This is a genomic window from Amycolatopsis sp. CB00013 (genome assembly GCF_001905755.1).
Lineage (GTDB): Bacteria > Actinomycetota > Actinomycetes > Mycobacteriales > Pseudonocardiaceae > Amycolatopsis > Amycolatopsis japonica.
The window spans coordinates 37,470-61,340 of the sequence record NZ_LIWC01000003.1 but is presented as its reverse complement, the minus strand read 5'-3'; the positions used below and the strand labels follow the sequence as shown (position 1 = coordinate 61,340).

Below are 23,871 nucleotides of genomic sequence, written 5' to 3'. Positions count from 1 at the left end.
CGGTACTGGCGAGCTCAACCGCGGGACAACTCTTCCAGCCGTTCGTGCAGCCGGTCGACGTGGTCCTCGCTTTCGGGCTTCATCAGCACGCTACGCAGGATCCTCGCGCCGTCCGCATCCGCGTCGACCCCGGTGTGACGCAGACCGAACTGCGCCTCGCCGATCCGCAGCGTGCTGAGGAACACCGGCTCCCTGGCCGCGGCCATGCCGGTGCGCAGGATCCGCGCGCTCTCCTCGTCGATCCTCGACAGCGAAAGCGGATCCGTCCGGGGGAAGTAGGTGACGATGTCGAGTTCCGGTGGCTGGTACAGGTCGAACCGCTCGGAGTCCTCCAGCAGCTTCGCCCACCGCAACGCCGCGCGGCGACCGGCCGCGAGCACCCGGCCCAGTCCGTCGGGGGTGGGCGGCAGGACGCGGAAGGTGAGCCACAACGCGGCGGCGGCCGCGCCCGCCCGCGAGCATTCGAGGCTGATCTCGCCGAGATGCAGGTCTTCCGACGTGAAGTAGGTGTACGGCGAATCGTGCAGGAAGAACCGGCCAACCCCGGGGTCCTTGAACAGCACCGCGCCGCAGCCGTAGGGCTGGAGGCCGTGCTTGTGCGGATCGATGACGATCGAGTCGGCTTCGGCGATGGCCAGCCACGGGGCTTCGGGCAGCCCCTCGGGACCGTCCAAACCGGACAGAAGCCGGAAGAAGCCCCCGTAGGCTGCGTCGACGTGCACCCGGACGCCGTAGCGCTCGCGCAGCGCCAGCGCTTCGTGGATCGGCTCCACCGTGCCCAGCGCGGTCGTCCCGGCGGTGAGGACGACGGTGCCGACCTTCCCGGTGCGCAGCAGCTCTTCGAGCGCGTCGAGGTCCATCGCGCCGCGCGCGTCGACGGGCACCGTATGCCCCTCGACACCGAGGACGCCGCACATCCGTCCATGCGTGTAGTGCGCCTCGGCGCTGTACGCGATCCCCTTGCCCGGATGCGTTTCCCGCGCGACGAACAGCGCCTCGAGGTTCGCGATCGTGCCGCTGGTGGTCAGATGCCCCAGATGCTCCCGGTAGCCGAACATCGTGGCCAGTGCCTGGACGACCTCGCGTTCCATCTCGGCCGTCGCGGGACCGCCGTCGAGCGCGTGGTTGTTGGGGTTGACCAGCATCGCGGTCAGGTAGCCGACCACGGCGGCCGGATGCGGCGGTTTGAGCATCTGGCCGGCGTAGGACGGGTGGAAGAACGGGTAGTTGTCCTTCAGGCGCTCGGTGAGCTCCTCGAACGCGGTCTCGAACCGCCCGTCGGAGATCTCCAGCGACGGATGCGGCCGGACGGGGGTGAACGTCTCCGCCCACGCCTCGTTCGACGTCAACGCCTGACCGAGCCAGTACCGGAAGTCCATCAAGGGCGCCCTTCGCTTCGTTCGGCTCCAAAAAACGTAGGAGTCGCCGGAGGTCCCGCGCAACCGTCTTCGGTAGGGGCCGGTTCTACCGGGCCCGCCGCTCTTCACCCTTCTCCTCCAGTTGCCGGACGATCTCCCGCAGCGAAGCGGCCAGCTCGGTGCACTTCTCGGAGCTGAGCCGTTCGGTGACGAACGCTTCCTCCTGGTTGAACTCCGGGAAGAGCTCCCGCATCAGCCGCTCCCCTTCCGGCGTCAGCGCGAGCAGTACCAGCCGCCCGTCGACGGGGTGTTTGCGCCGGGTGACCAGGCCGTGCGCCTCCAGGGTCTTCATGACCCCGGTCAGCGTCCCCTTGGTGATCCCGGACTCCGCGGCGACGTGCCTGGTCTCCTTTTCGCCGAAGATCCACACCACCCAGAGCACCACGAACGCGGTCCAGGTGAGGCCCGCGGTGCGCAGTACCGAGTTCTCGAAATGCAGCCGGACCGCGATCGCGGCGCGGTGGAGGTTCGCCACCGCCTCCATCCGCTCCCACAGCAGCGGGATACCGCCCAGTTTGGCCCGGACGGCGTTCTCGGTCTCGGCCAGCGTGTGATACCCGGTCAACAGCCACATCCTCACCGGCCCCGGAGGCACCAGCCCGGTGGGCGCGCACCCCCGCGCACCCGCTCCGCAGATCGTATGCGGAACGGGCGGGAGTCCACAGTGGTCTTTCCGGGTTGCTCTTCGCTAAGCGGCGGACGCCAAGGGCTCCAGCAGAACCTGTCCTGTTTCGGACAATTCCGCGGGTACCCGGGTGCCGGGAACGCCACCGTCCGGCAGCCGGATCAGGCCGGCGTGGGCGAGGCGGTGGGCCGTGCTCTGGTCACTGCACGGCAGGCCGTCGACGTAGAGATCGGGCTCCAGGCTGACGGTGATCTCGGCCCTGCCCTGTGCCACGGCTCGCAGCATGGCCAGGGCTCGCGCTGACCAGCCTTCGGGGTCTTTGGTGTTTTCGGTCATTCGGGGTCACTCCTCTGACCTGAGGTTTTCCCGGCGGACGCGGTTCAAACATGACTCGGGTCACCGTTGGGGCACGGCCACGCGATGCTCGGCGATGTCGCCGAACAGGTCACCCATCTCCTCGACGCGTTCGAGCACCTGCTCGGCGGTGAACAGCAGGTCGGCGGCCTTGCGGCAGGCTTCGACCTCCTCCCAGGTCACCGGCGTGGAGACGGTCGGGACGGCGCGGCCGCGCAGCGAGTACGGCGCGATGGTGGTCTTGGCGGTGTTGTTCTGGCTCCAGTCGATGAACACGCGGCCGGGGCGGATGGCCTTCGTCATCTTGGCGACGATGGTCTCCGGTGACCGGCGCGCGAGCTCCTCCGCGACGGCCTTGGCGTACTCGGAGGTGCGTTCGCCGGAGCGCGTGCGCACCGGGCAGTACAACTGCATTCCCTTGTTGCCGCTGGTCTTCGCGTACACCGTGAGACCGTCTCCGATGAGCAGGTCGCTGAGCGTCTCGGCCACCCGGCAGCAGTCGACGACGTCCGCGGGCGGCCCGGGATCGAGGTCGAACACCAGCAGATCGGGTGATTTCCGGGCGCCGCGCGGGCCGACGGTCCACTGTGGAATGTGCAGTTCCAGCGCGGCGAGATTGGCCGCCCACATCAGCGTCGGGAGATCGCCGACCACCGGGTAGTCGAGCGTCTCCTCCCCGCCCCGGCGGCCGCGGTTGGTGAGCCGCGCGGTGCGCACCCAGTCGGGCGCGTGACGGGAAACGTTCTTCTCGTAGAACGGTTCGCCGTCGACACCGTCGGGGAACCGGCGGAAGGTGGCGGCGCGGTCGCGCAGATGCGGGAGCATCACCGGGGCTATCCGGCGGTAGTAGTCGAGGACCTCGCGTTTGGTGAAACCGTGCGCGGGATAGAGCACCTTGTCCAGATTGGACAGCCCCAGCCGCCGACCCTCGACCTCGACCGTTATCCGCTCCTCAGGCACCCTTCGACGATAGATCACCGACGGGGTTTCCGGGGTACCGTGAGGCATGAGCACCGTGCCGGACGCGATCGCCCCGATGCTGGCGACCGACGGCGACCTGCCCACCGGCGGGTGGGGGTACGAATACAAATGGGACGGCTACCGCTGCTGCCTGCGTGTCGCGCGCGACGGCGAGACGCGGCTGACCAGCCGCCGCGGGCTCGACATCACGGCGACGTACCCGGACGTCACCGGCGAAGCGCTCGATGGTCGCGAAGCCGTCCTCGACGGCGAGATCGTCGTGCTCGACGAGCAGGGCAGGCCCAGCTTCCCGCTGCTGCAGACACGGCACCTGCGCACGCCGGACGCGTCGCTGCTGGAACGCAGCCCGGTGCACTTCTTCGCCTTCGACGTGCTGTTTCTCGACGGCGACGTCCTGCTCGACGAGCCGTACGAGGCCCGGCGCGAGGTGCTGACGTCCTTGGGTGCCGGCGGCCGCATCGCCATCCCACCGGGGTACACCGACGAGGACATCTCCCCCGATCAGCTGCTCGACGTCGTCCGGCAGCACGGGCTCGAAGGCTTGATCGCGAAGAAGCTCGACAGCCGCTACTACCCCGGCAAGCGGACACGGCAATGGATCAAACGGGCGCTGTGGCATACCCAAGAGGTCGTGGTCGGCGGCTGGCGTCCCGGCGACGGACGGCGCTCGGGAACGCTCGGCGCGCTGCTGCTCGGCGCCCATGACGACGCCGGCGACCTGCGGTACATCGGCGACGTCGGGACCGGGTTCAGCGACAAGGTCCTCGAAGACCTGCATGCCCGGCTCACTCCGCTGGAGCGGAAGAAGCCGCCCTTCGCCACGGAGGTCCCGCGCGATCGGGCGCGGCGGGTGCACTGGGTGGAGCCGGAACTCGTCGGTGAGGTCGTGCACCGGAACTGGACACCGGACGGCCGTCTGCGGCATACGACGTGGCGTGGTTTGCGGGCGGACAAGACGCCTGAGGACGTCAAGCTTCCGTCCTTTGGATGAAGCGCAGCAGATTGCCGGAGGGGTCGAGGAAGGCGCAATCGCGTACACCTCCTGGCCGGTCTATCGGTTCCTGCATCACTTCCGCGCCCGCGGCCTCGATGCGCTCGAAGGTGCCGTCGCAGTCGTCGGTCGCGAAGACGAGCCGGTTCAGTAAGGCCTTGGACATCAGGTCCTCGATCGCGGACCGGTCGGCCGGTGAGGCACCGCGGTCCGCGTCGGGTGGTTCGAGGACGATCCGCACGTCCGGCTGCGAAGGCGGTCCGACGCTCACCGGTCCGTCACCCCACACGGTGAAACCGAGCACGTCACGATAGAAGCCGAGCGCGCTGCCGAGATCGTGGACGGCGAGCGTGCACGAGAAGAACCGGATCATTTGGCGCTGAGGAAGGCGATTTCAAGACCGCGGAGGCGTTCCGGGTCGGTGTCGATGTCGATCCTGGTGATCTTCCCGTCGTGAACGCTGAACGTGAAGACGGCCTTCGCCTCGCCGCGATGCGACCAGACGGCCGACGGATCCCCGCCGACCAGGGCCAGCCGGGCCGCCTCCGCGCGTCCGGAGAAGAAGGCCGCGACCGCGTGGCCGCCGCGGACCTCGCCGACCACCGCGTCCGGGTCGAGCACTTCGAGCAGGGCTTCGAAATCACCGTTTCGAGCTGCGGCCAGAAAGGCGGCGATGACTTCCCGCTTCGGGGATCGCGCGGCGTCGGTCTCGTCGGAAGCGGTCTGCACCCGGCGCCGGGCCCGGCTCGCGAGCTGCCGTGCGGCCGCCGGCGAACGGCCGAGGACGGTGCCGATCTCGCCGAACGACACGGCGAACACGTCGTGCAGGACGAACGCGAGCCGCTCGGCGGGGTTCAGCTTGTCCAGCACCACCATCAGCGCGACACCGACCGAATCGGCCAGCAGCGCCTCGTCCTCCGGGTCTGCCTTGGCGACATCCGGCACGCCGGGCTCGGGCGGCATCGCCCCCGCGGACTCCTCCCGTCTGGCGCGGCGCGCTTCCAGCATGTTCAGGCAGACCCTGGCGACGACCGTGGTCAGCCAGCCCGCCGGATTCTCGATGTCGTCGGTGTCCGCGCGGCTGACCCGCAGCCACGCCTCCTGCACCGCGTCCTCGGCCTCCCCTGGCGAGCCGAGTATCCGGTAGGCCACCGCCCGCAAGCGACCTTGATGCTCGGCGAACCGCTCGCTCACCCAATCCTGCTCGGCCATCTGTCACATTCCTCCGTCCGGGTCTGTCACAGCGAATGACCGGCGAACCCGTCCCGATGTGACATCGCCGGTCCGACCACCCGTTTCGAATCCCCAGGAGACCATCATGAAAGCGCACGTCAGCTCGATCCTCCTCGGCGTCAAGGACCTGGCCACGTCCAGGGCGTTCTACACCGAGGGGCTCGGCTGGAAGATCAAGGACGACTACGGCGTCTCGGTGTTCTTCGAACCGGACGGCGGCTCGCGGGTCGGCTTCTACGGCCGCGAAGGCCTCGCGGGCCAGGTGGGCACGAGCCCGGAAGGCAGTGGCTTCAGCGGGCTGGTCCTCACCTACGTCGTCCGCAGCGAGGCACGCGTCGACGAGGTCGTCGCGGAGGCGGAGAAGGCGGGCGCCACGATCCTGAAGCCCGCGGGTGCTCTGCCGTGGGGCGGGTACGGCGGCACCTTCGCGGACCTGGACGGCTACATCTGGAGCATCGGCTACAGCGCGAAGGGCACTGATCAGCCGTACGCGGAGTGATCTCCCGGTGAGCCCTGGGCCCCTCGTGTTCTCGCGAGGGGCCCGGTGTCTCCGGCGTGTCAGCGCCGTGGCGGTTCGGTGTCAGGCGGGTCGGCGATCGTTGCCTCAACAACGAGAGATCACCACCACCAAGGAGTTCGAGATGTCCGTCTTCCCCACCCCGCAGCCGATCGCCGCCACGCTGACCGTCGCCGGCGCCCGGGTTCGCCTCACCGCGAGCGACCGCACCGACACGGTGGTGCTGGTCGAGCCGATCGACGCCACGAGCAAGTCGGACGTGAAGGTCGCCGAGAACACCAAGGTCGGCTTCGACGGCGGAAAGCTGTCGATCGAGACGAAGAAGGCCGGCGGCAAGAACGGCTCGGTCGCCATCACGATCGAGGTGCCCACCGGTTCCGAGCTGGTCCTGAACACGGCCTGGTCGGACGTCGAGGCCGACGGCCGGTTCGGCGATTGTGTGCTGGAGATGTCGTCGGGACAGGCCCGGATCGAGCGCGTCGCGGCGGTGCGGGGCAACCTCGCGGCCGGCGACATCGCGATCGGGCACATCTCCGGGACCGTGGAACTCGACGGCGGCTCGGCCGACGTCCGGATCGGAGAGGTCGAAGGAACCGTCAAGTACTCGGGCGCGACCGGGAAGGTCTGGATCGGGCACGCCCGGTCCGACGTCGAACTTTCCGGTGCCAGCGGAAGTTTCGACATCGAGCGCGCCGACGGCGACATCGTCGCGACGGCGGCCAACTGCCCGATCCGCATCGGACGGCTGTCGCGCGGCGAGGCCGAACTGGTGAACGCGTCCGGCGGTATCGAGGTCGGCGTCGACGGGGACACCGCGTCGGTGGATGCCAAGAGCACCAAGGGATCCGTGCGCAACTCCGTCGCGACCGACAGCGAGGCCGGAGTCAAGGTCTACGCCCGCACGCGGCTGGACGACATCGTCATTCACCGCGCCGCGTGATTCCGGCGGGCGGGGTGGGGTGGGTGGCCGCAGTTAGTCGACTGATTGCGGCCACCCTCGCCCTCCGGATTACCGGCCTGGGGGCGTAAAGCGAACCCGGCCGCAACCAGCAAGGCGCGAAGGGGCCTATCGCCGCATCTGACGCAGCGAAAGCCCCTTCAGCCCAGTGACAAGACAGCGGTGCGCGCGGCGGGGATCGGTCGGAGCCCAGCCCGTTCACGGACGATCCCGTGGACCGCAACGCGACTTTGATCGCCGAGCCGAGGGATCGTCTGCTCTTCTAAGACCCAGCGAACCGGTCCAGCGCCGCGAGCTTCCAGGCCCGCTTCACGTCACTCGAATGGTGTCCCGAATCGTCGTCGATCAGCAACTCCGCGCCAGGCCAGGCGCGGGCGAGTTCCCAGGCCGTGTCCACTGGGCAGCTCAGGTCCCGGCGCCCGTGGATCAGCACTCCTGGAATGTCCCGCAACAGGCCGGCGTCGCGGATCAGCGCGCCGGGTTCCAGCCAGGCGGCGTGGGAGTAGTAGTGCGTGACGATGCGAGCGAAGGCGATTTCCCATTCGCCGATTGGACCATTGTGGACGGTCGCGCCGGGTTCCAGTGACAGCACGGTGTCCTCCCAGCGGCACCAGGAACGGGCGGCCTCGATTCGGACCCGCGGGTCGGGATCCTCCATGAGCCGTGCGTAGGCGGCGACCAGATCGCCCGGGATATCACCGCGAAAACGGGCCCATTCCTCGGGAAAGAACCTGCCCGCGCCGTGATACAGCCAGTCGATCTCGGACGGCCGTGTCGTGCTGATGGAGCTGACGACGATCTCGGTGACCCGCTCCGGGAATCGTTCGGCGTAGGCGAGCGCGAGTGTCGTGCCCCATGAACCTCCGGTGACGAGCCAGCGTTCGATCCCCAGGCGTTCCCGCAGGCGTTCCATGTCGGCGACGAGGTGGTCCGTCGTGTTGTGCCGCATGTCGGTCGCCGGATCGCTCGCGTGCGGGGTGCTGCGGCCGCAGCCGCGCTGATCGAACAGCACCGCGCGATAGCGGGCCGGGTCGAACATCCGCCGCATCCCCGGCGTACAGCCCTGCCCGGGGCCGCCGTGCAGCATGACCGCGGGCTTCCCTGCCGGATTCCCGCAGGTCTCCCAATAGAGGACGTTGCCGTCACCTACATCGAGCAGTCCCTTGTCGTACGGCTCGGCGGGCGGGTACAGATCGATCATGAACCGAGACTAGACCGTCAGTGAGGCCCCGAAACACTTTCGCCGCAACGAAGTTCAGCACACCGGCCCTTTCCTCGCCGCGCGGAAAGGGGCAGATTCAGAACTTCACCGGCGAAAACCCACGAACGGGGAACCATGGCCGTCGACGGCATGAACTACACCCTCGGGGTGGAAGAGGAGTTCGTCCTGCTCGACCCGATGGACGGCTCGGTCGCGTTGCGCGCGCCCGAGCTTCTCGAAAGCCTCGCCCCCGGACCGGACGTCACCGGTGAGCTGATGCGGTTCCAGATCGAGACCGCGACCGGGGTCTGCCGCGGCCTGGACGAGGTGCGCTCCGAGCTGACCCGGCTGCGGCACCTCGTCGCGACGGCGGCGGAAGCCGACGGCTGCCTGATGGTGGCGGCGGGAATCCCGCCCGGCGGCCTGCGGGGAGACACGCTCACGCCCGAGCCGCGGTACCGGCGGATGGCGCAGGCGTTCCCGGAGCTGATCGGCGAAGCCGGGACGTGCGCCTGTCATGTGCACGTCGGCATGCCGTCACGGGATCTCGGCGCCCGCGTCCTCGCCGGGCTGCGGCCGTGGCTCGCCCCCTTACTCGCCCTCAGCGCCAACTCCCCGGTACAGAACGGCGCCGATTCCGGCTGGTCGAGCCGGCGCTTCCCGATCTGGGACCGCTGGCCGACGGCGAAACCGCCCGACGAATGGTCCGGCGCGGCCGCGTACGACCGGAGCATCGGGGAGGCCTTGCGCCGCGGCGCCGCCCTCGACGCGGCGGGCGTGTACTTCTACGCGCGCCTTTCCCCGCGGCATCCCACGGTCGAGGTGCGGATCGCCGACGTCTGCCTGGCCGTCGACGACGCGGTGCTCCTCGCGGCGCTGGTGCGCGGGCTGGTCGCGACCTGCGCCGGGACGGCGAGTGCGCCGCGAGTCCGCGGTGCCCGGATCGACGCCGCCTTGACGGCCGCCGCGCGCCGCGGTCTCGACGGGCCGGGTATCGACGTCTTCACCGGCCGGGAGACCGATCAACGCGAACTGCTCGGCGAACTCGTCGACTTCATCCGGCCGGCGCTCACGGCCGCGGGCGACGCCGACGACGTCGACCGGGGGTTGGACTCACTGTTCGAACACGGGACCGGCGCGACCCGGCAACGCCGGTTGCTCGCGGAGGCGGCTTCTCCCGGCGAGTTCGCCGCGGATCTCGCCCACGCGACGATGAACGTCCCGGCCCGGTAGACGAGCCGTCGTCACAGCCAGCCGGACTCGCGCGCGATCCGCACGGCGTCGACCCGGTTGCGGGCGCTGAGCTTCGAAACGATCGTCGTCAGGTAGTTCCGCACGGTGCCGGCGGACAGGAACAGTTCGGCGGCGATCTCGGTCGGGTCGGAGCCGACCGACGCCAGCCGGAGCACCTCGATCTCGCGGGCGGTGAGCGGGCAGTCCTCGCTGTCCCAGGCGGCGAGTGCCAGGTCGCCGTCGACGACGCGCCGTCCGGCCGCGACCCCGCGGACCGCGTTGGCGAGCCGGTCGGCTGGCGCGTCCTTGCGCAGGAAACCGTTGACCTTCGCGGCCAGCGCCCGCCGCAGGGTGCCGGGGCTGCCGAGCGAGGTGAGGATCAGCGTGCGTACGCCGGGCAGCTGCTCGTGCAGCTCGGCGGCGGCGGTGAGCCCGTCCTTGCCCGGCAGGTCGATGTCGATCAGCGCGATGTCGGGGCGCGCGGACTGGGCGAGCGGCAGGATCTCGTCGCCACTGGCGCATTCGGCGACGACTTCGATGTCGGGTTCCAAACCGAGCAGCGCGACCAGGGCCCCCCGGACAATGTGCATGTCCTCGGCCACCAGGACCTTGATCATCGACCCCATCTGCCTTTCGCCTGCGTCTCGCCCCACGAGCCGACGATACTATCCTCACACACTCGTTCCGCGAAATGGAAACCGGCCCTTGACCGCCGTGGGGGGACGCGGTCAAGGGCCGGTTCTGTGTTGCCGCGGGAATACGTTCTTCGGACCGCGCCAACACGGCCGGGGAGGTTCCGGCGTGAATGCGCTACCAGGAATTATCCGGCCACCGGCCACCGGGATCCAGTGCGCGCACCACCGGCGCGCCATGGTTTTCGCATGCTCCTCGCCGCGTGAAATTTTCACGTCGGCGCACACATGAATCCATATCCGGCGATGAATCAAGCACTTCAGGAGAAGCCGTGACGAACACTACTGTCGGAAACCACAAAGCACGCCAGAATTCCTCGAGCGAAAGGACGGCACAATGGATGAGACTGTCCGGCGAGCCGTGGAGCGAGCCATTGGGGCCATGAACGAGAAACTGGGCGAAGAGCTCACTATCGACGACATCGCCCGCGCCGCGACCTTCAGCAAATTCCATTTCACCAGGGTGTTCCAGCAGGCCACCGGGGTCTCGCCCGGCCGGTTCCTGTCCGCGCTGCGGCTCGACGAGGCCAAGCGCCTGCTGCTGACCACGTCGATCACGGTCGCCGACATCAGCCACCGCGTGGGCTACAACAGCGTCGGCACCTTCAGCACGCGGTTCAGCAGCCGCGTCGGCCTGTCCCCGTCCGCGTACCGGCGGCAAGGCGGCTTCCAGCGCGGCCTGGCCGGCGAGCCCCGTCCCGGCCCGAAGCGGGCGACCGTCCGCGGTTTCGTGTCGGCGCCGCCGGAGATCTCGCCCGGCCTCGTCTTCGTCGGCCTCTTCCCGACGCGGATCCCCGAGGGCGCGCCCGTGCGGTACACGGTCATCGACGCCCCCGGCGCCTATCAGCTGACCGAGGTCCCGGAGGGCGAGTGGCACCTCGTCGCGCACTGCGTGACCGGCCCGCTCACGCGCCGCGGCACCGGGTACACCGGGCACCACGGCCCGATCACCGTCGAGCCGGGGGTCACCGCGCGGCTCGCGGACCTGCGGGTGCGCCCCAAGCGCCTGTTCGACCCGCCGGTCCTGCTGGCGCTGCCCGACCTGCGGCACCGGCCGGAGCCGTTCAAGCGCGCGGCCTGAGCTTCGCCCGGATGTCAGGAAAGGGTCGTTCAAGACGGAAAACGTCTTGAACGACCCTTTCCTGACGTCCACGGGGCCTCAGGCGGACAGCCTGCCCACCGAAGGGGCCAGACCGTCCCGGATGTTCCGCCGCCACAGCTCGTAGGCGGGCGTCCCGTCCGCGGCGTCCTCGGTGACCTCGGTCGAGTCCGCCAGCTCGACGGCCTCCTCGATGCTCAGCCCGGCCAGCGCACGGGCGGCGCGGCGGGTGTGCGGCGGGACGAACGACGAGAACGTCCTCGCCTTCACCGCGAACACGACGCCGAGCCCGAGGTGGTCCTGGTGCTCCCCCGACGCCTCGCGGAGCCTCACCAGCCCTGGCCGGTCGCAGCCGCCCGCGAAGGTCGCGGCCAGCCCGACCCCGCTCCACAGGTCCGGACGGCGCCCTTCCGGGAAGCGGTTCACCGCCTCGGCGACCTTCACCGGATCGCCGCCGTTGATGAACCACAGTGCCCGCCCGATGCCCTGATCGCAGGCGCGCGGGAAGTACGCGGGGGCGCCCGCCCACGGGTACGGCTTGGGGACGAACTGCTCGTCGACCCACCGCCGGGTGTCGAAGTAGGCGCGGTCGAAGGCGTACCCGTCGACGGCCAGCCAGCTCATCGTCGGATGGAACGGCACGCCGTCCAGATCCGGCAGCACCTTCTTCCACAGCGGCCGGGGCAGGCGGGCCATCGCGAACCCGATGCCGATGTAGGTCAGGAACACGTGCGGGAGCCCTGGCCCGCTCATCAGTTCGGCCGTGCGGTCCTTCCGGCCGCCGGGCATGACGTCGAGGATGGTGAACGCCATCGCCGCGCCCTCGTAGGCGAACCCGCGCATCTCCGGCTCGACCATGTCCAGCCGCCGTTCGGCCTCCCACAGCTCCGGCGCGTCGATCCCCCACTCGAAACCGCACACGACCGCCTGCGGGATCGACTCCAGCCGCGCGGTCGACGGCGTCCTCGGCACTCCGAACCCGCGCCCCTCGAAGCCGACCGAAGCCAGCGAAGGCGCGAACATGACCTTGCGCAGGGCACCCAGCAATGAGCTCATCTTACGTCCTTTGTGGATAGTGGCGGCTTCGCGCGAACCGGCTCATGCCGAGGAGACCATGCCGCGATCGACGTCCGATCGAGTCCGGCGCCGGTACCGCCGAACAGTCCATCGCCGCCTTCGAAAGGAGGGAATTCACCCGTTCGCCGGACTGATTCACCGGAATGGAACGTACTCGACAGGGAATGAAAACCACTCGAGGTAGCAATTTTACCTTCTTCTTTCCTGACAGCGAGTAATCGATCGCTCGCAGTTTCAGTACCCTCGAAGCCGCGCCATCGTCGCAGCTCACCGCCACGTTGATCAGCAAACGCAGGCCACAAGGAAAGGCGCAACCTTGGATCGTGCGATTTCGATTCACTCTTCCGGGTTCGCTATGTACACTGAGAGTTAGCGCGTTTCTGGGGAAGAGGAGGTCGGAGTGATCCGAGTCCTATTGGCCGAGGATATGCACATGGTCCGTGGCGCGTTGGTCGCCCTGCTGAACCTCGAGCAGGACATCGAGGTCGTCGCCGAGGTCTGTTCGGGCGACAAGATCCTCCCGATGGCCGCGGAGTATCTCCCGGACGTCGCGATCATCGACATCGATCTGCCTGCCAAGGACGGGCTCGCGGCCGCTTCCGAGCTCTGCCAGCAACTTCCGAGCGTCCGCACGCTGATCCTCACCTCGCTCGGCCGCCCGGGCACCGTGCGCCGCGCGCTCGACGCGAAGGTCAACGGCTTCCTGCTCAAGGACGCGCCCGCCGACAAACTCGCCAACGCCGTCCGCTCGGTCGCCATCGGCCGCCGGGTCATCGACAGCGAACTCGCGTTGTCCGCCTGGGAAACGGAAGACAGCCCGCTGACCCCGCGGGAAGCCGAGATCCTCCGCCTCGCCGCGAACGGGCGCACGGTCGCCGACATCGCGGCGGAGCTGTTCCTGTCGCCGGGGACCGTGCGGAACTATCTGGCCACCGTGGTCACGAAACTCAACGCCCGCAACAGGGTGGACGCCATTCGCATCGCCACCGAGTCGGACTGGCTCTGACGTTTTCCGCGTCTTCTCTTTTGCCACAACCGGTTCATCGCTCCAAGTCGTGACGATCGCATACGGCACAACGAAAAAATCATGGTCCACCGGGTGTTTCCGGCACTGTTCCGAAGGTTCCGCCTCTGTCACCGTCATCGAGGGGGAGTCCGCCGGAGGGGCAGGGGATGCACGCGATGACCATCGAACCGGGTGACACGGCCAGGGTGCTGGGGCCACTCGAGCTGCACATCGGCGGAGTCGATCGCGCGCCGAGCACGCCGAAACTCCTGCAACTGCTGGCGATGCTGCTCATCCGTCCCGGCAAGACGGTCCACGTCGACTCCCTCGTCCACGAGCTGTGGAACGACGCGCCGCCGCGCAGTGCCCGCCGGACCCTGCACACCTACGTCCACCATCTCCGCCGTCATCTCGACCCCGAAGGCAACGGCGGCGTGCTGGTCACCAGCCCGCCCGGGTACCGGCTCGAGATCGACGCCGGCGTGGTCGACGTGTCGGAGTTCCACCGGCTGCACCGCCTCGGCCGCGACCTGCTGGACGAAGGCGACAACGCGGCGGCCGCACACGCGTTCCGTACCGCACTGGACCTGTGGTCCGGTCCCCCGCTGGCGAACATCCACTGTGGACCGACCCTGGCCGCCTACACCGTCTATCTGCTGGAGCACCGGCGCAACGCCCGCGACCTGTGGATCGAGGCCGAGATCCGCGCGGGCAGGCACCGGGAGATGCTCGGCGTGCTGCGGTCGCTGACCACCGCCGACCCGTTCGACGAGACCCTGCACGCCCAGCTGATCCGCGCGCTGGGGCTCAGCGGACGGCGCAGCGACGCGCTGGCGTCCTACGAGTGGCTGCGCACCAGGCTCGAGGACGAACTGGGGGTGACACCCTGCGCCGAACTGCGAGAGCTGCACCGCGAACTGCTCTCCGAGGGACATCCGATCCGCTGAACGAGCACCGCCCGCCACCAGACCGAGAAAACTGAGGAGTCAAGCATGACCGCTCGCACCTACGGCCAGTTCTGCGGCCTCGCCCGCGCGCTCGAGATCATCGGGGAACGCTGGTCCCTGCTCGTGATCCGCGATCTCGTGCTCGGGCCGAAGCGGTTCGACGAACTGCAGCACGGCCTGCCGAAGATCCCGACGAGCATCCTGTCGACCCGGCTCAACGAACTCGAACGGCACGGGGTCGTCCAGCGCCGGGTGCTCTCGCAGCTCGACGCCGGGGTGGTCTACGAGCTGACCGACTACGGCAACGACCTCGACCAGATCCTGCTGCAGCTGGGCCTGTGGGGCGCCCGTTCGCTCACCGACCCGGCCGCCGACGACCTGTTCACCCTCGACGCGGCCATCCTGTCGCTGTACACGACGTTCCAGCCCGACGCGGCCCGCGGCATCGAATGCGCGTTCGAGCTGCACTACGGCGATCAGATCATCGTGCACGCGGTGATCGAGGACGGCGCCATCACGGCCGGGGAGGGCCCGCACCCGAACCCCGACGTCATCATCGAGCCGCGCGGCCCGGTCGTGCTGAAGCTGCTGAACGGCGAGATGGACGCCGCCAGCGCGCTCACCTGCGGCGCGGTGGCCATCAAGGGCGAGCCGGCGATGCTGGAGCTGTTCACCAGGCTCTTCCACATCCCGTCGGCCCCGTCGAAGGCCGACGGGCTCGTCACCCACTGAAGAAGGCCCGGTGGCGGGGACCGGACGCCGGTCCCCGCCACGGTCACTCGAAGCGCGAGGTGTCGCCGGCGCCCCGGCGCACGATCTCCGGCTCGCCCGACGAGAAGTCGATGACCGTGGTGGGTTCGACCCCGCAGTCGCCGGAGTCGATCACCGCGTCCACCACGTGCTCCAGATGTTCCTTGATGTCCCAGCCCTGGGTCATCGGCTCCTCCTGGTCGGGCAGCAGCAGCGTGCTCGACAGGAGCGGCTCGCCGAGTTCGCCGAGCAGGGCCTGGGTGACCACGTGGTCCGGGATGCGCACGCCGACCGTCTTCTTCTTGGCGTGCAGCAGACGGCGCGGAACCTCCTTGGTGGCCGGGAGGATGAACGTGTAACTGCCCGGTGTGGACGCCTTGACCGCGCGGAAGACCGCGTTGTCCACGTGCACGAACTGGCCCAGCTGGGCGAAGTCCTGGCACACCAGGGTGAAGTGGTGGCGGTCGTCGAGTTTGCGGATGCTCCGGATGCGGTCGATGCCCTGTTTGTTCCCGAGCTGACAGCCGAGGGCGAAACAGGAGTCCGTCGGGTACGCGATGAGCCCGTCCTCGCGCAGGATGTCGACGACCTGTCCGATCGCGCGTCGTTGCGGATTCTCCGGATGTACGTCGAAATACCTGGCCATGCGCAGAGCTTAGGGCCACAAGCGCTCCGCCGCCGCGAGCGCCCGTCCCGCGTGGCGCACCACGGGTGGCGTACAAAATGGAACCCACGTCTTCCATCGTGGCGTGTTCCGCGATCGGCGGCGTGGTCCGAACGTCCCACACCCGCGCGGGTGACCGCGGGGATTTTCCCAGTACCGGGCCGGGAAAACGACTCCTTGATCATCCTCCTCCCGTCGTCGGAAACGGGAACCGGGGTAACGAAGATGGGTTAGGATCCGAATCACACCGCGATGGGGGTCGTGCGACGGCCTCGGCCGTCGCAAGGGGGCTGCACGACCAAGGATCAAGACTTCTTCTGTTACCACTGGGGTGCCTGTGCCGGAACAGCTCGCGGTGACCGCCGAACCTCTGGGTACCGCCGGGGTGGACCGGCGCCCGCGGCGGGCGCTGTTCCTCGCCGGGCTGATCATCACCGTCGTCTTCGTCAACTCCTGCCTGTTCGGTCTCCTCGGCGTCCTGCTCCAGCCGGGGGTGGACTTCTGGCAGGGCCTGCTGGCCGTGCTGTACGTCGGGCCCGTGCTGGCGATCCAGCTCTTCTTCTTCAGCCGTCCGGCGGTCCGGCTCGACACCAGGCTCGCGAAGGCCATGCTGGCGGTGCAGGCGTGCCTGGCGTTCCTGTCGACCCTGCACTTCGACGCGGCGCTGAGCTCACTGATCACCCTCGCGGCGGGTAGCGCGCCGCTGCTGTTCCGGCCGCGGACGGGCTGGACGGTGTGCATCGCGTTCCTGGCCGGCACGATCTGGATCCTGTGGGCCAACGACGAAAGCTGGCTCGGCGCGGTGTTCGACAGTGTCACCGCGGTCTTCTACGCCCTGGTCGTGTACCTGCTGACCTGGCTCGCGCGGCTGGTGACCGAACTGCACCAGGCCAGGACCGAGCTGGCGAGGCGGGCCGTGGCCGAACAGCGGCTGGCCTTCGCGAGGGACCTGCACGACCTGCTCGGCCTCAGCCTGTCCGCGATCGCGCTCAAGGGCGAACTGGTGCACCGCCTGCTGCGGAAGTCACTGGACCGGGCCCGTGAGGAGCTCGCCGAGATCACCGGCATCGCCCAGCGGACGCTGTCGGACGTGCGGTCGGTGGCCAGGGGCTACCGGGAGCTGTCGCTCGACAAGGAATCGCGGACCGCGGTGTCGCTGCTCTCGGCGTCGAACGTCGCGGTGCGGGTCGACCTCCAGCAGGTCGACCTCCCGGTCAAGCTGCGCACCCTGCTGGCGAAGGTGCTCCGCGAAGGGGTCACGAACGTGCTCCGCTACACCGGCGTCGAGCACTGCGAGATCACCGTGCGCGAGAACGGCGGCCGGGTCGCGCTGGAGATCGTCCACGACGGAACGGCGCACGAGGACGTCCCCGAGGAGACGGCCGAGAGCCTGCGCGAGGTGACCGCGGAGGTCGCCGGGCACGGCGGGAAGCTGAGCGCGGGTCCCGACGCGGCGGGCCGGTGGCGGCTGCACGCCGAACTCCCGGTGCCCGAACAGGCCGAGCCCACCGAGACGGCGCTGGCCGAGGGGTCCGGGCGCTGGTCCCGGATCGACGCCAGGAACGTCCAGTGGACGATGACGGTGGTCTTCATCGTCTTCAGCCTCTCCGCGATGGCCCGTGCGGTCATGCTGACCGACGACGGCTGGTCGCTCGCGCTCATCGCCGGCTACCTCACCGCGCTGACCACGCTGCAGCTGTCCTATTTCGCCCGCCCGAACGTCCGGCTGCGCTCGCGGCAGAGCTACGCGCTGCTGTTCGTCCAGGCCTGCCTGATCTTCCTGCCGTTGATCCCGCTCGGGAGCGCGTGGGTGAGCCTGCCGAGCCTGTTCGCCGGCACCGCGCTGCTGGTGCTGCCGCCGCTGGCCGGATGGACGGCGTTCGCCGTGACCGCCGCCGGTGTGCTGATGATCCGGATCAGCTACGGCACCGACTTCCTCGGCGGCTTCTACACCTTCGCGTCCATCCTGAACACCGGGCTGATGGTGTTCGGTCTCATCTGGCTGATCCGGCTGGTGACCGAACTGGGCGAGACGAGGAAACGACTCGCCGAGGTCGCGGTCGCGGAGGAGCGGCTGCGCTTCGCCCGCGATCTGCACGACCTGCTGGGGATGAGCCTGTCGGCGATCGCGCTGAAGAGCGAACTGACCAGCCGGATCATGGACATCGACACCGATCGCGCCTCCGACGAACTGCTGGAGATCCTCGGGCTGACACGGCAGGCGCTGAGCGACGTCCGGTCGGTGGCGAGCGGTTACCGCGAACTGTCGCTGGATCAGGAGTCGCGGTCGGCGCAGGCGGTTCTGGTGGCCGCCGACGTGCAGGTGCGGCTGGAGATCGAGCACGAGGACCTGCCGACGACGGTGCGGACCGTACTGGCCGTGGTGCTGCGCGAGGGCGTGACGAACGTGTTGCGGCACAGCAAGGTCGAACGCTGCGAGATCGCCGTGCGGCGGATCGGCGACGGCGTCGCGCTCGACATCGTCAACGACGGTGTGGTGAACGGACGGCCGCCGAAGCCGGAGCAGCCGGTGCGGGTGGAGGCCCCGGGCAGTGGCATCACGAACATGTCCGATCGCGTCGCCGGGCTGGGCGGGGAACTGACCGCCGGGGTCGAGGCCGACGGGCGGTTCCGGTTGCGTGCCGTGGTGCCGGTTTAGATCCAGCCGGATTCCTTGGCGATGCGGATCGCGTCGACCCGGTTGCGCGCGTTGAGCTTCGACACGATCGTGGTCAGGTAGTTGCGCACGGTTCCGGTGGAGAGAAAGGCCTTCGCCGCGACCTCCAGGGTGTCGCGGCCTTCGGCGGTCAGCCGCAGGACGTCGATCTCCCGCGGCGTCAGCGGGCATTCCACGGTGTCCCAGGCGGCGAGGGCGAGGTCGCCGTCGACCATCCGCCGTCCGGCCGCCACCCCGCGTACGGCGTTGGCGAGTTTCTCCGCGGGGGCGTCCTTCAGCAGGAAGCCGTTCACTTTGGCCGCCAAGGCCCGCCGGAGCGTGCCGGGTCGGCCGAGGCTGGTCAGGATCAGGGTCCTGACCTCCGGGAGCTGCTCGTGGAGTTCGGTGGCCGCGGTGAGCCCGTCCTTGCCGGGGAGGTCGATGTCGATGATCGCGACCTGGGTGCCGGAGAGCCGTGCGGCGGGGAGGATCTCATCACCCGACGCGACTTCGGACACCACTTCGATATCCGGTTCCAGTCGCAGCAGCGCCACGAGCGCCCCTCTGACGATGTGCATGTCTTCGGCCACGAGAACTCTGATCACCATGGCGCCGCCCCCTCACGCACACCCCCATGGCCCCAACATAAACACGCCCGCACGGAACGCGTTCCACCGTTCGGGTGGTGAGTCGGTGAGGCCCGCCGCCGGGGCGGCCAGGCGGAAGGGGTCACCCGTTGACGGGTTACTCGGCAGGTCGGCTACTTTCCGTCGATCCGGCGGGACGTCCTCCGCACACGACACCGGCCGCCACTCGTCTTCGGGGTACGAGTGACGGCCGGAGAGGGCCACTCAGCTCGCTTCGGCCAGCGGCGGGGCGGTGCAGCAGGCGCCGGTGAAACAATTGAACGCCTCGCCGCGGTGCTGATTGGTCCAATGGTCGAACCGGTCGATCACGAGCTCGACCTGGTTCCCGGCGGAGCCGGTGTCGATCCCCCGGACGGCGAAGAGCGAGCGGACGTTGTCGGTGGCCGTGTTCCTCATCGATGGCTCCCAGGCTGGTCGGTGGTGTTCCTTCGATGAGGAAATCGTGCAGCTCAGGGTGGGTACGCGGCCAGTGCCATGCATCATCGCGGGGATGTGCTTTTCGCCTATGCCGGAAGGTTCCCTCCGGCTGCTCCGTTTCCGCGATCATGAGCACCGGACGGAGCAATGGGCACCGGTTTCGACGACGGAAAGTGGCAGGCCGAACGCAGCGCGAGACGGTGACCGTTCGTGGTCACCCCTCACCCGGATGGACCAGTCAGGGGGAATCCTCTTCGAGCAGCGTCGCGAGGCCGGCGTAGCCGCCTTCCTTCAGCCGCACACCCGAAACCTTCGCGTAGGCCGCGTCGGCGCGGATCCCGAGCCCTTCCACCATCCGGTTCATGAAGTTGAACAGGGCGCAGACGAGGACGGCGTCGTGCAGCGCGGCCTCGTCCCAGCCCGCCGCGTACACCGCTTCGGCGTCCGCGTCGGTCATCCGGGCGGGAGTGCGCGTCAGCTTGCCCACGTAGGCCAGCACGGGCTTCATCCGGTCGTCCACGGGCGAGGAGTCGAGATCGGCCAGTGCGGCCGTCAGAAGTCCTTCCGGCACACCGAAAGCCTCCGCGGTGACGGTGTGGACCCCGTGGCAGTACCCGCAATCGTTGACACCGGAGACGTAGGCCGCGATCAGCTCCCGCTCCCCGGCGCCGAACGCCGACGGCGCCCGCATGAGAAGTTCGTGGAGGTCCAGCAGTTTCACCGCGGGCGCGGGGAACTTCCGGAAGACCTGCAGCAGTGTGGCGTCAGTCGGCAAAGACCCGAGATAGGACATTCTGTGTATCGCTCCCGTTTTCCGGCGCCCGCCGGCGTGCGGCGAACTCCTCGACGTCGTCGCGACGCAGCCAGCAGGCCGCGAGGCACGCCACCGATGCCGGTCCCAGCCCGGTCACCGTGGCGGTGACCCGCGCGGTGGCGTGTTCCCATTCTCGGCGCAGGGAACCCGCCGCCGTCATCTCCGGACCTGCTTCGATCACCGGACGGACCGCGCGCCAGCGAACGATCCCGGCCTCGACGAGCGCGTCGAGGCCGAGGTCGAGCGCCTCGTGCCGGGCCTGATCGACGGCGAGCGCGACCAGCGCGGGTTCGTCGGCGAGCCGGGCCAGCCCGACCCCGGCGAGCAGGCGTTCGGCGTCCAGGCCCAGCAGGATCACCCCCGACTCGGTCGAGGGCGCGTCGTCGATCGACGGCAGGGTGAAACGGGAGTCGTAGGGTTCAGACACGGGCGACGTCCTTCGTGGCCGTCCGCAGCGGGGTGTCCCGGCGCAGGTTACCGGCGACGGCCGCCGCGACCCGGGCGGTGGCGACCCGGTGGCCGTCGATGTTGCGGGCGGCCGGGCCCAGCGCCATCCCCGCGGCCGCGCCGACCGCGAAGACGCGGGGCGCGCCGGCGTAGGCGAAAGTGCGTTCGTCCAGCCGCGGCCAGCCGCCGCGATCGAGTACGGCGTCGTCGGGCATCAGGCCGTCACCGATCGACGGCGTGGTGCCGAGTGCCAGTACGGCGTGGTCCACGGCGATCCGCGAGCCGTCTTCGAGGTGGAGCCCCACGCCCGGCGTCACCCTCGTGATCGCCTTGCCCCGATGCACGATCAGCCGCCCTTCGGCTTCGGCCGCCTCGAGCGTCGGCCGGAACTCGAACATGATCGACGCGCGCCGGAACCGGCCCATCAGTTCGAGCCGCTCGGCCCAGCTCACCCCGTCGAAGCGGGCACGGCCTTCGGGACGGAAGAACGACGAGTTGACGTCGGCGCACTGATAGCGTTCGCCCGCTTCGCGGACCACCCAATGCACCTCGCGCCCTTGGGCGAGCCCGTTGGAGATCAGGTGCGCGGCGGTGAGGCCGGCGCCGACGACGGCAAGGCGCTTCCCCGCGCCGGGAACGGGTTCGTCCCAATAGGTCACGCCGCGCGGCGGATGGCCGCCGCCCCACCAGGTGTCCGGGGCGGACCGGCGTTCCTCGCCGAGGCAGAGCACGACGTGGCGCGCGGTGACGGAGAACCGGTCGGCGCGCACGGTGACCGCGTCCGAAGTCGGCAGCACCTCGCGGACCGAGCCGCGCCAGGTCCGTTCGGTGACGTGGTGGCTCGCGGCCAGATGACGGCAATAGGCCTCGAAGACGTCGACCGGGACGACCGAACGATGTCCGGCCTGCGCCATGCGGATCTCCCGGCGCTCCACCGGTGTCAGCACCGACCAGTGCAGCCGCGCGAAGTCCAGCAGCTCGCAGTCGCGGTAGCCCTCGACGCCGGGGTGGTGTTCGTACGGCGACCGCAGCACGCGTTGGCCGAGCAGGTCGACGCGGTCGAAGAACCGGCCGCAGGGTCGGCCGTCGTGGTCGACGACGACGAGATCGCGGACGCCGTGGTGCCACAGGGCCGAAGCGACGGCGAGCCCGGCCGGACCCGCTCCGACGATGACGACGTCGGCGGAGGACGGCGGTTCGGGGGTGACCGCCGCGCGGACGCCGGGGACGACCGGCCACTCCCGCCCACGCGGCGATGCGAGCAGATGGGGCTCGGGGACGAAGGTGATCACCGGCGTGCTCAGCCGATCACGGTCACCGGGACGATCAGTTCGATCACGGGGCGCTGCTTCATCCCGTTGCCGATCAGGTCGTCCAGAGTCTGCTGTGACTGCTCGGCGGTGTCGGTGGCGATCGGGCTGTAGCGGGAGTAGGAATAGGTCGGCTTCCGCCCGCCGGCGTCCAGCGAGTACACCTTCAGCACGGCCTCGCCGGGCCGCACCTCGCCGTCGTAGAAGGTGAGACGGCGCTGATCCGGCGTCATGAAGGATTTCGAGAACTGGCGGGAAAGCACGAGGGTGTCGGCGTCGTTGACGAAGGTCGAGTCCTCGTCGGTGACGACCTGCATCGCGACCCAGGTCTTGTCGGTCAGGTTGGTCTCGGACTTGATCACCTGCCAGCGGCCGGGTTCGGGAAGGTTGACGCTGACCGAGATGTCGTGCTCGGTGGTGTCGATCGCCCCGGAGATCATCAGCACCCTTCGGCGGACGTCGGCGACCCCGGCCATCTGGATGTCACGTGCGCGCACCCGTGTGGAAACATCCAATCCCGGGAATTCAGGAGATGACATCTTTCACGCCTCCAGATCTCGACGAGCACAATTCCAGACCGGCAGATTTCCCCATCCGCAAACACTCGCAGAATTTCACGCCGAACTGGACGATGTCAAGATGAGGAACGCATGATCCACTGGTACGAAAGGCCGCCGGTACCGCTGCGCGGACTGGGCCGTTCAGCGGTACCGGATCAAGAGCCGTCGAGGTCTTCGGCCCATGCCGCGGCGGGTGTCCCGTGCTCCAGCGCGCCGATGTAGACGATCTCGAACGAGGAATCGGTCCGCTTGAGCCCGATCCGAATGACGAGATCGTGTTTCACCAGAATGATGAACTGCTGCGGATCACGACGATCTCCGAAAATGTCGTAGATGAGAAAGGCGGATCCGTCGGCTACCGCGAAGAGCGCTTCGTAGATAACATTGCGATCGGCCTGCGGAGCATTGATCGCCCATTCTTCCAACACCTGCAAACCGGACGTGAGCTGGAGGCGCATAGCCATCCGGAGGCCTCCTCGTGGTCTGGCCGGGTTCGCGGGCGATCTTCACCATTCTCGCGCGCGCGATACCGGGTGGTCTTCTTTGTCCGTGCTGTCGTACGGGGGTGAGCTAGTTGTAACCGAGGACGATGTGCTCGGCCGGGAAATCGTTTTCGGCGGCCTTCCTCGGCTCCGGGACGAACGCCGTCGTGCCTGCCTCGACGGCCCCGCGCGGGTCGAGATCATCGGTCAGGACCCAAATTCGCACCTGTGCCGCCATGGGGTTCTCCTGACCTTCGATGAACGACTCACTTGACAACAAGGATGGACCCCTCCGATCGGGGGCCGGTCGTGACGCGATCGAGGACGCCGTCGCGCGCGATGAGCAAAGGAAAAGTCGCCGCTGACGGGGTGCCGGTAGTGCCCTTGTGGTACCCCGAAACCCAAGGAGCGCGCCATGACCGAACGTCTCGACCCGTATGAGCTCTACGCCGAAGACGAGCTCGACGTCGATTTGCTGGGCCTGTCGTGGCCCGACCCCGAGGTCCCCGGGCAGCGGGACCGGGAATGAGCGCGACGGCTCGCGTGAGGACACGTCGCGAAAGCCACTTTCGGGACGTCAGGCGTCTCGAAAGTGGCTTTCGCGCGCGCTCAGCGCAGCGTCGACGTACGCCAGGTCGGCGCGGCGAGCGGCGACCAGGCCGGCCGGGCAGGCGTCACGGCCGGGGGCGCGGCCGAAGCCGCGGCGGTGAGGACGGCGACGAGCGCCGCCAGTTCGGCGTCCTCCGGGTTCCCCCGCAGGATCCGGAAGACGGGCGCAGTGTCCATTCCGGA

Annotated in this window: 28 protein-coding genes; 9 read left to right on the top strand and 19 right to left on the bottom strand. The window is 68.9% G+C overall.

The genetic code is table 11. From position 1 onward, the window contains the following. Window positions 1-14: 14 nt before the first annotated feature. The 4 genes from AMK34_RS19950 to ligD (AMK34_RS19935) form a co-directional block, all read right to left on the bottom strand. Window positions 15-1,379 carry a pyridoxal phosphate-dependent decarboxylase family protein gene (locus AMK34_RS19950; RefSeq protein WP_073846397.1) on the bottom strand — a complete coding sequence of 455 codons (1,365 nt, stop codon included), beginning with the start codon at window positions 1,377-1,379 and terminating at the stop codon, window positions 15-17. 85 nt (window positions 1,380-1,464) lie between these two features. Continuing rightward, window positions 1,465-1,992, bottom strand: coding sequence for a MarR family winged helix-turn-helix transcriptional regulator (locus AMK34_RS19945; RefSeq protein ID WP_143202581.1), 528 nt, complete (start codon window positions 1,990-1,992; stop codon window positions 1,465-1,467). A gap of 114 nt (window positions 1,993-2,106) precedes the next feature. Next, the gene (locus AMK34_RS19940) at window positions 2,107-2,379 is read right to left on the bottom strand and encodes a hypothetical protein (protein WP_073846396.1); all 273 of its coding nucleotides are present in this window, start codon (window positions 2,377-2,379) and stop codon (window positions 2,107-2,109) included. Between the two features lie 60 nt (window positions 2,380-2,439). Beyond that, window positions 2,440-3,357: a non-homologous end-joining DNA ligase gene (ligD, locus tag AMK34_RS19935; protein WP_143202525.1), complete on the bottom strand. Its 918-nt coding sequence runs from the start codon at window positions 3,355-3,357 to the stop codon at window positions 2,440-2,442. Window positions 3,358-3,403: 46 nt separating this feature from the next. Here ligD (AMK34_RS19935) and ligD (AMK34_RS19930) point away from each other — a divergent pair, with 46 nt between their 5' ends. Beyond that, window positions 3,404-4,369, top strand: a complete 966-nt coding sequence (gene ligD, locus AMK34_RS19930; protein WP_073846394.1) for a non-homologous end-joining DNA ligase — start codon at window positions 3,404-3,406, stop codon at window positions 4,367-4,369. On the opposite strand, the gene AMK34_RS19925 is transcribed toward ligD (AMK34_RS19930), so the two are convergent. Together AMK34_RS19925 and AMK34_RS19920 are read right to left on the bottom strand one after the other, a co-directional pair. Then, window positions 4,347-4,742 carry a VOC family protein gene (locus AMK34_RS19925; RefSeq protein WP_073846393.1) on the bottom strand — a complete coding sequence of 132 codons (396 nt, stop codon included), beginning with the start codon at window positions 4,740-4,742 and terminating at the stop codon, window positions 4,347-4,349. The two genes, ligD (AMK34_RS19930) and AMK34_RS19925, sit on opposite strands and share 23 nt — an antisense overlap. Beyond that, window positions 4,739-5,581 (bottom strand): sigma-70 family RNA polymerase sigma factor, encoded by an 843-nt coding sequence (locus AMK34_RS19920; RefSeq protein WP_073846392.1) that lies wholly within the window; start codon window positions 5,579-5,581, stop codon window positions 4,739-4,741. The genes AMK34_RS19925 and AMK34_RS19920 overlap by 4 nt, the downstream gene beginning before the upstream one ends. A gap of 106 nt (window positions 5,582-5,687) precedes the next feature. Here AMK34_RS19920 and AMK34_RS19915 point away from each other — a divergent pair, with 106 nt between their 5' ends. Together AMK34_RS19915 and AMK34_RS19910 are read left to right on the top strand one after the other, a co-directional pair. Next, window positions 5,688-6,101, top strand: coding sequence for a VOC family protein (locus AMK34_RS19915; protein ID WP_038517424.1), 414 nt, complete (start codon window positions 5,688-5,690; stop codon window positions 6,099-6,101). 142 nt (window positions 6,102-6,243) lie between these two features. Then, a complete protein-coding gene (locus AMK34_RS19910) occupies window positions 6,244-7,059 on the top strand; it encodes a DUF4097 family beta strand repeat-containing protein (RefSeq protein ID WP_073846391.1) in 816 nt (271 codons plus the stop codon). Window positions 7,060-7,339: 280 nt separating this feature from the next. On the opposite strand, the gene pip is transcribed toward AMK34_RS19910, so the two are convergent. Beyond that, window positions 7,340-8,278, bottom strand: a complete 939-nt coding sequence (pip, locus tag AMK34_RS19905) for a prolyl aminopeptidase (RefSeq protein WP_073846390.1) — start codon at window positions 8,276-8,278, stop codon at window positions 7,340-7,342. A 135-nt stretch (window positions 8,279-8,413) separates the two neighbouring features. Here pip and AMK34_RS19900 point away from each other — a divergent pair, with 135 nt between their 5' ends. Further along, on the top strand, window positions 8,414-9,511 hold the full coding sequence (locus AMK34_RS19900) for a carboxylate-amine ligase (protein ID WP_038517433.1): 1,098 nt from the start codon (window positions 8,414-8,416) through the stop codon (window positions 9,509-9,511). 11 nt (window positions 9,512-9,522) lie between these two features. Here AMK34_RS19900 and AMK34_RS19895 read toward each other — a convergent pair whose 3' ends face one another. Next, window positions 9,523-10,128: a response regulator transcription factor gene (locus AMK34_RS19895; protein ID WP_038524115.1), complete on the bottom strand. Its 606-nt coding sequence runs from the start codon at window positions 10,126-10,128 to the stop codon at window positions 9,523-9,525. 457 nt (window positions 10,129-10,585) lie between these two features. Between AMK34_RS19895 and AMK34_RS19890 the strand changes: the two genes are divergently transcribed. Beyond that, a complete protein-coding gene (locus AMK34_RS19890) occupies window positions 10,586-11,284 on the top strand; it encodes an AraC family transcriptional regulator (protein ID WP_083649927.1) in 699 nt (232 codons plus the stop codon). Window positions 11,285-11,362: 78 nt separating this feature from the next. Here the strand turns inward: AMK34_RS19890 and AMK34_RS19885 are convergent, their stop codons facing one another. Continuing rightward, window positions 11,363-12,358 carry a DUF1702 family protein gene (locus tag AMK34_RS19885; RefSeq protein ID WP_073846389.1) on the bottom strand — a complete coding sequence of 332 codons (996 nt, stop codon included), beginning with the start codon at window positions 12,356-12,358 and terminating at the stop codon, window positions 11,363-11,365. A gap of 421 nt (window positions 12,359-12,779) precedes the next feature. Between AMK34_RS19885 and AMK34_RS19880 the strand changes: the two genes are divergently transcribed. From AMK34_RS19880 to AMK34_RS19870, 3 genes are all read left to right on the top strand, one after another. Then, window positions 12,780-13,385 carry a response regulator transcription factor gene (locus AMK34_RS19880; RefSeq protein ID WP_038517437.1) on the top strand — a complete coding sequence of 202 codons (606 nt, stop codon included), beginning with the start codon at window positions 12,780-12,782 and terminating at the stop codon, window positions 13,383-13,385. A gap of 167 nt (window positions 13,386-13,552) precedes the next feature. Then, window positions 13,553-14,332 carry an AfsR/SARP family transcriptional regulator gene (locus tag AMK34_RS19875; protein WP_073846388.1) on the top strand — a complete coding sequence of 260 codons (780 nt, stop codon included), beginning with the start codon at window positions 13,553-13,555 and terminating at the stop codon, window positions 14,330-14,332. Window positions 14,333-14,377: 45 nt separating this feature from the next. Further along, complete coding sequence (locus tag AMK34_RS19870; protein WP_038517440.1) at window positions 14,378-15,064, top strand: winged helix-turn-helix transcriptional regulator; 687 nt, start codon at window positions 14,378-14,380, stop codon at window positions 15,062-15,064. 43 nt (window positions 15,065-15,107) lie between these two features. Here AMK34_RS19870 and AMK34_RS19865 read toward each other — a convergent pair whose 3' ends face one another. After that, entirely contained in the window at window positions 15,108-15,728 is a 621-nt protein-coding gene (locus AMK34_RS19865) for an L-threonylcarbamoyladenylate synthase (RefSeq protein WP_005154159.1), read from the bottom strand. Window positions 15,729-16,083: 355 nt separating this feature from the next. Between AMK34_RS19865 and AMK34_RS19860 the strand changes: the two genes are divergently transcribed. Beyond that, on the top strand, window positions 16,084-18,405 hold the full coding sequence (locus AMK34_RS19860; protein WP_083649926.1) for a sensor histidine kinase: 2,322 nt from the start codon (window positions 16,084-16,086) through the stop codon (window positions 18,403-18,405). Here AMK34_RS19860 and AMK34_RS19855 read toward each other — a convergent pair. The 9 genes from AMK34_RS19855 to AMK34_RS19820 form a co-directional block, all read right to left on the bottom strand. Beyond that, window positions 18,402-19,010: a response regulator transcription factor gene (locus AMK34_RS19855; RefSeq protein ID WP_083649925.1), complete on the bottom strand. Its 609-nt coding sequence runs from the start codon at window positions 19,008-19,010 to the stop codon at window positions 18,402-18,404. The genes AMK34_RS19860 and AMK34_RS19855 overlap by 4 nt on opposite strands. 243 nt (window positions 19,011-19,253) lie before the next feature. Further along, window positions 19,254-19,445 (bottom strand): hypothetical protein, encoded by a 192-nt coding sequence (locus AMK34_RS19850; protein ID WP_038517444.1) that lies wholly within the window; start codon window positions 19,443-19,445, stop codon window positions 19,254-19,256. 259 nt (window positions 19,446-19,704) lie between these two features. Next, window positions 19,705-20,259 carry a carboxymuconolactone decarboxylase family protein gene (locus AMK34_RS19845; protein WP_073846387.1) on the bottom strand — a complete coding sequence of 185 codons (555 nt, stop codon included), beginning with the start codon at window positions 20,257-20,259 and terminating at the stop codon, window positions 19,705-19,707. Continuing rightward, a complete protein-coding gene (locus tag AMK34_RS19840; protein WP_073846386.1) occupies window positions 20,231-20,707 on the bottom strand; it encodes a DUF6187 family protein in 477 nt (158 codons plus the stop codon). The genes AMK34_RS19845 and AMK34_RS19840 overlap by 29 nt, the downstream gene beginning before the upstream one ends. After that, window positions 20,700-22,019 carry an FAD-dependent oxidoreductase gene (locus tag AMK34_RS19835; RefSeq protein WP_073846385.1) on the bottom strand — a complete coding sequence of 440 codons (1,320 nt, stop codon included), beginning with the start codon at window positions 22,017-22,019 and terminating at the stop codon, window positions 20,700-20,702. The genes AMK34_RS19840 and AMK34_RS19835 overlap by 8 nt, the downstream gene beginning before the upstream one ends. Before the next feature lie 8 nt (window positions 22,020-22,027). Further along, the gene (locus AMK34_RS19830; RefSeq protein ID WP_038524120.1) at window positions 22,028-22,513 is read right to left on the bottom strand and encodes a DUF6423 family protein; all 486 of its coding nucleotides are present in this window, start codon (window positions 22,511-22,513) and stop codon (window positions 22,028-22,030) included. A 239-nt stretch (window positions 22,514-22,752) separates the two neighbouring features. Continuing rightward, window positions 22,753-23,061 carry a DUF6235 family protein gene (locus AMK34_RS19825; RefSeq protein WP_038517455.1) on the bottom strand — a complete coding sequence of 103 codons (309 nt, stop codon included), beginning with the start codon at window positions 23,059-23,061 and terminating at the stop codon, window positions 22,753-22,755. 106 nt (window positions 23,062-23,167) lie between these two features. Further along, window positions 23,168-23,317 carry a hypothetical protein gene (locus AMK34_RS43210; RefSeq protein WP_167551721.1) on the bottom strand — a complete coding sequence of 50 codons (150 nt, stop codon included), beginning with the start codon at window positions 23,315-23,317 and terminating at the stop codon, window positions 23,168-23,170. A gap of 371 nt (window positions 23,318-23,688) precedes the next feature. After that, on the bottom strand, window positions 23,689-23,865 hold the full coding sequence (locus AMK34_RS19820) for an acyl-CoA carboxylase epsilon subunit (protein ID WP_321167106.1): 177 nt from the start codon (window positions 23,863-23,865) through the stop codon (window positions 23,689-23,691). Window positions 23,866-23,871: the final 6 nt, after the last annotated feature.

What these genes read in the sequence shown, in the direction of transcription:
- AMK34_RS19915 (WP_038517424.1), top strand. Translation starts at nt 5,688, where the DNA reads ATGAAAGCGCACGTCAGCTCGATCCTCCTCGGCGTCAAGGACCTGGCC.
- AMK34_RS19855 (WP_083649925.1), bottom strand. Translation starts at nt 19,010, where the DNA reads ATGGTGATCAGAGTTCTCGTGGCCGAAGACATGCACATCGTCAGAGGG.
- AMK34_RS19925 (WP_073846393.1), bottom strand. Translation starts at nt 4,742, where the DNA reads ATGATCCGGTTCTTCTCGTGCACGCTCGCCGTCCACGATCTCGGCAGC.
- AMK34_RS19875 (WP_073846388.1), top strand. Translation starts at nt 13,553, where the DNA reads ATGCACGCGATGACCATCGAACCGGGTGACACGGCCAGGGTGCTGGGG.
- ligD (WP_073846394.1), top strand. Translation starts at nt 3,404, where the DNA reads ATGAGCACCGTGCCGGACGCGATCGCCCCGATGCTGGCGACCGACGGC.
- AMK34_RS19895 (WP_038524115.1), bottom strand. Translation starts at nt 10,128, where the DNA reads ATGATCAAGGTCCTGGTGGCCGAGGACATGCACATTGTCCGGGGGGCC.
- AMK34_RS19945 (WP_143202581.1), bottom strand. Translation starts at nt 1,992, where the DNA reads ATGTGGCTGTTGACCGGGTATCACACGCTGGCCGAGACCGAGAACGCC.
- AMK34_RS43210 (WP_167551721.1), bottom strand. Translation starts at nt 23,317, where the DNA reads ATGGCGGCACAGGTGCGAATTTGGGTCCTGACCGATGATCTCGACCCG.
- AMK34_RS19820 (WP_321167106.1), bottom strand. Translation starts at nt 23,865, where the DNA reads ATGGACACTGCGCCCGTCTTCCGGATCCTGCGGGGGAACCCGGAGGAC.
- AMK34_RS19910 (WP_073846391.1), top strand. Translation starts at nt 6,244, where the DNA reads ATGTCCGTCTTCCCCACCCCGCAGCCGATCGCCGCCACGCTGACCGTC.
- AMK34_RS19825 (WP_038517455.1), bottom strand. Translation starts at nt 23,061, where the DNA reads ATGGCTATGCGCCTCCAGCTCACGTCCGGTTTGCAGGTGTTGGAAGAA.
- AMK34_RS19940 (WP_073846396.1), bottom strand. Translation starts at nt 2,379, where the DNA reads ATGACCGAAAACACCAAAGACCCCGAAGGCTGGTCAGCGCGAGCCCTG.
- AMK34_RS19920 (WP_073846392.1), bottom strand. Translation starts at nt 5,581, where the DNA reads ATGGCCGAGCAGGATTGGGTGAGCGAGCGGTTCGCCGAGCATCAAGGT.
- AMK34_RS19830 (WP_038524120.1), bottom strand. Translation starts at nt 22,513, where the DNA reads ATGGCCGGGGTCGCCGACGTCCGCCGAAGGGTGCTGATGATCTCCGGG.
- AMK34_RS19870 (WP_038517440.1), top strand. Translation starts at nt 14,378, where the DNA reads ATGACCGCTCGCACCTACGGCCAGTTCTGCGGCCTCGCCCGCGCGCTC.
- AMK34_RS19850 (WP_038517444.1), bottom strand. Translation starts at nt 19,445, where the DNA reads ATGAGGAACACGGCCACCGACAACGTCCGCTCGCTCTTCGCCGTCCGG.
- AMK34_RS19885 (WP_073846389.1), bottom strand. Translation starts at nt 12,358, where the DNA reads ATGAGCTCATTGCTGGGTGCCCTGCGCAAGGTCATGTTCGCGCCTTCG.
- AMK34_RS19890 (WP_083649927.1), top strand. Translation starts at nt 10,586, where the DNA reads ATGAACGAGAAACTGGGCGAAGAGCTCACTATCGACGACATCGCCCGC.
- AMK34_RS19865 (WP_005154159.1), bottom strand. Translation starts at nt 15,728, where the DNA reads ATGGCCAGGTATTTCGACGTACATCCGGAGAATCCGCAACGACGCGCG.
- AMK34_RS19950 (WP_073846397.1), bottom strand. Translation starts at nt 1,379, where the DNA reads ATGGACTTCCGGTACTGGCTCGGTCAGGCGTTGACGTCGAACGAGGCG.
- pip (WP_073846390.1), bottom strand. Translation starts at nt 8,278, where the DNA reads ATGATCGATCTGTACCCGCCCGCCGAGCCGTACGACAAGGGACTGCTC.
- AMK34_RS19845 (WP_073846387.1), bottom strand. Translation starts at nt 20,259, where the DNA reads ATGTCCTATCTCGGGTCTTTGCCGACTGACGCCACACTGCTGCAGGTC.
- AMK34_RS19900 (WP_038517433.1), top strand. Translation starts at nt 8,414, where the DNA reads ATGGCCGTCGACGGCATGAACTACACCCTCGGGGTGGAAGAGGAGTTC.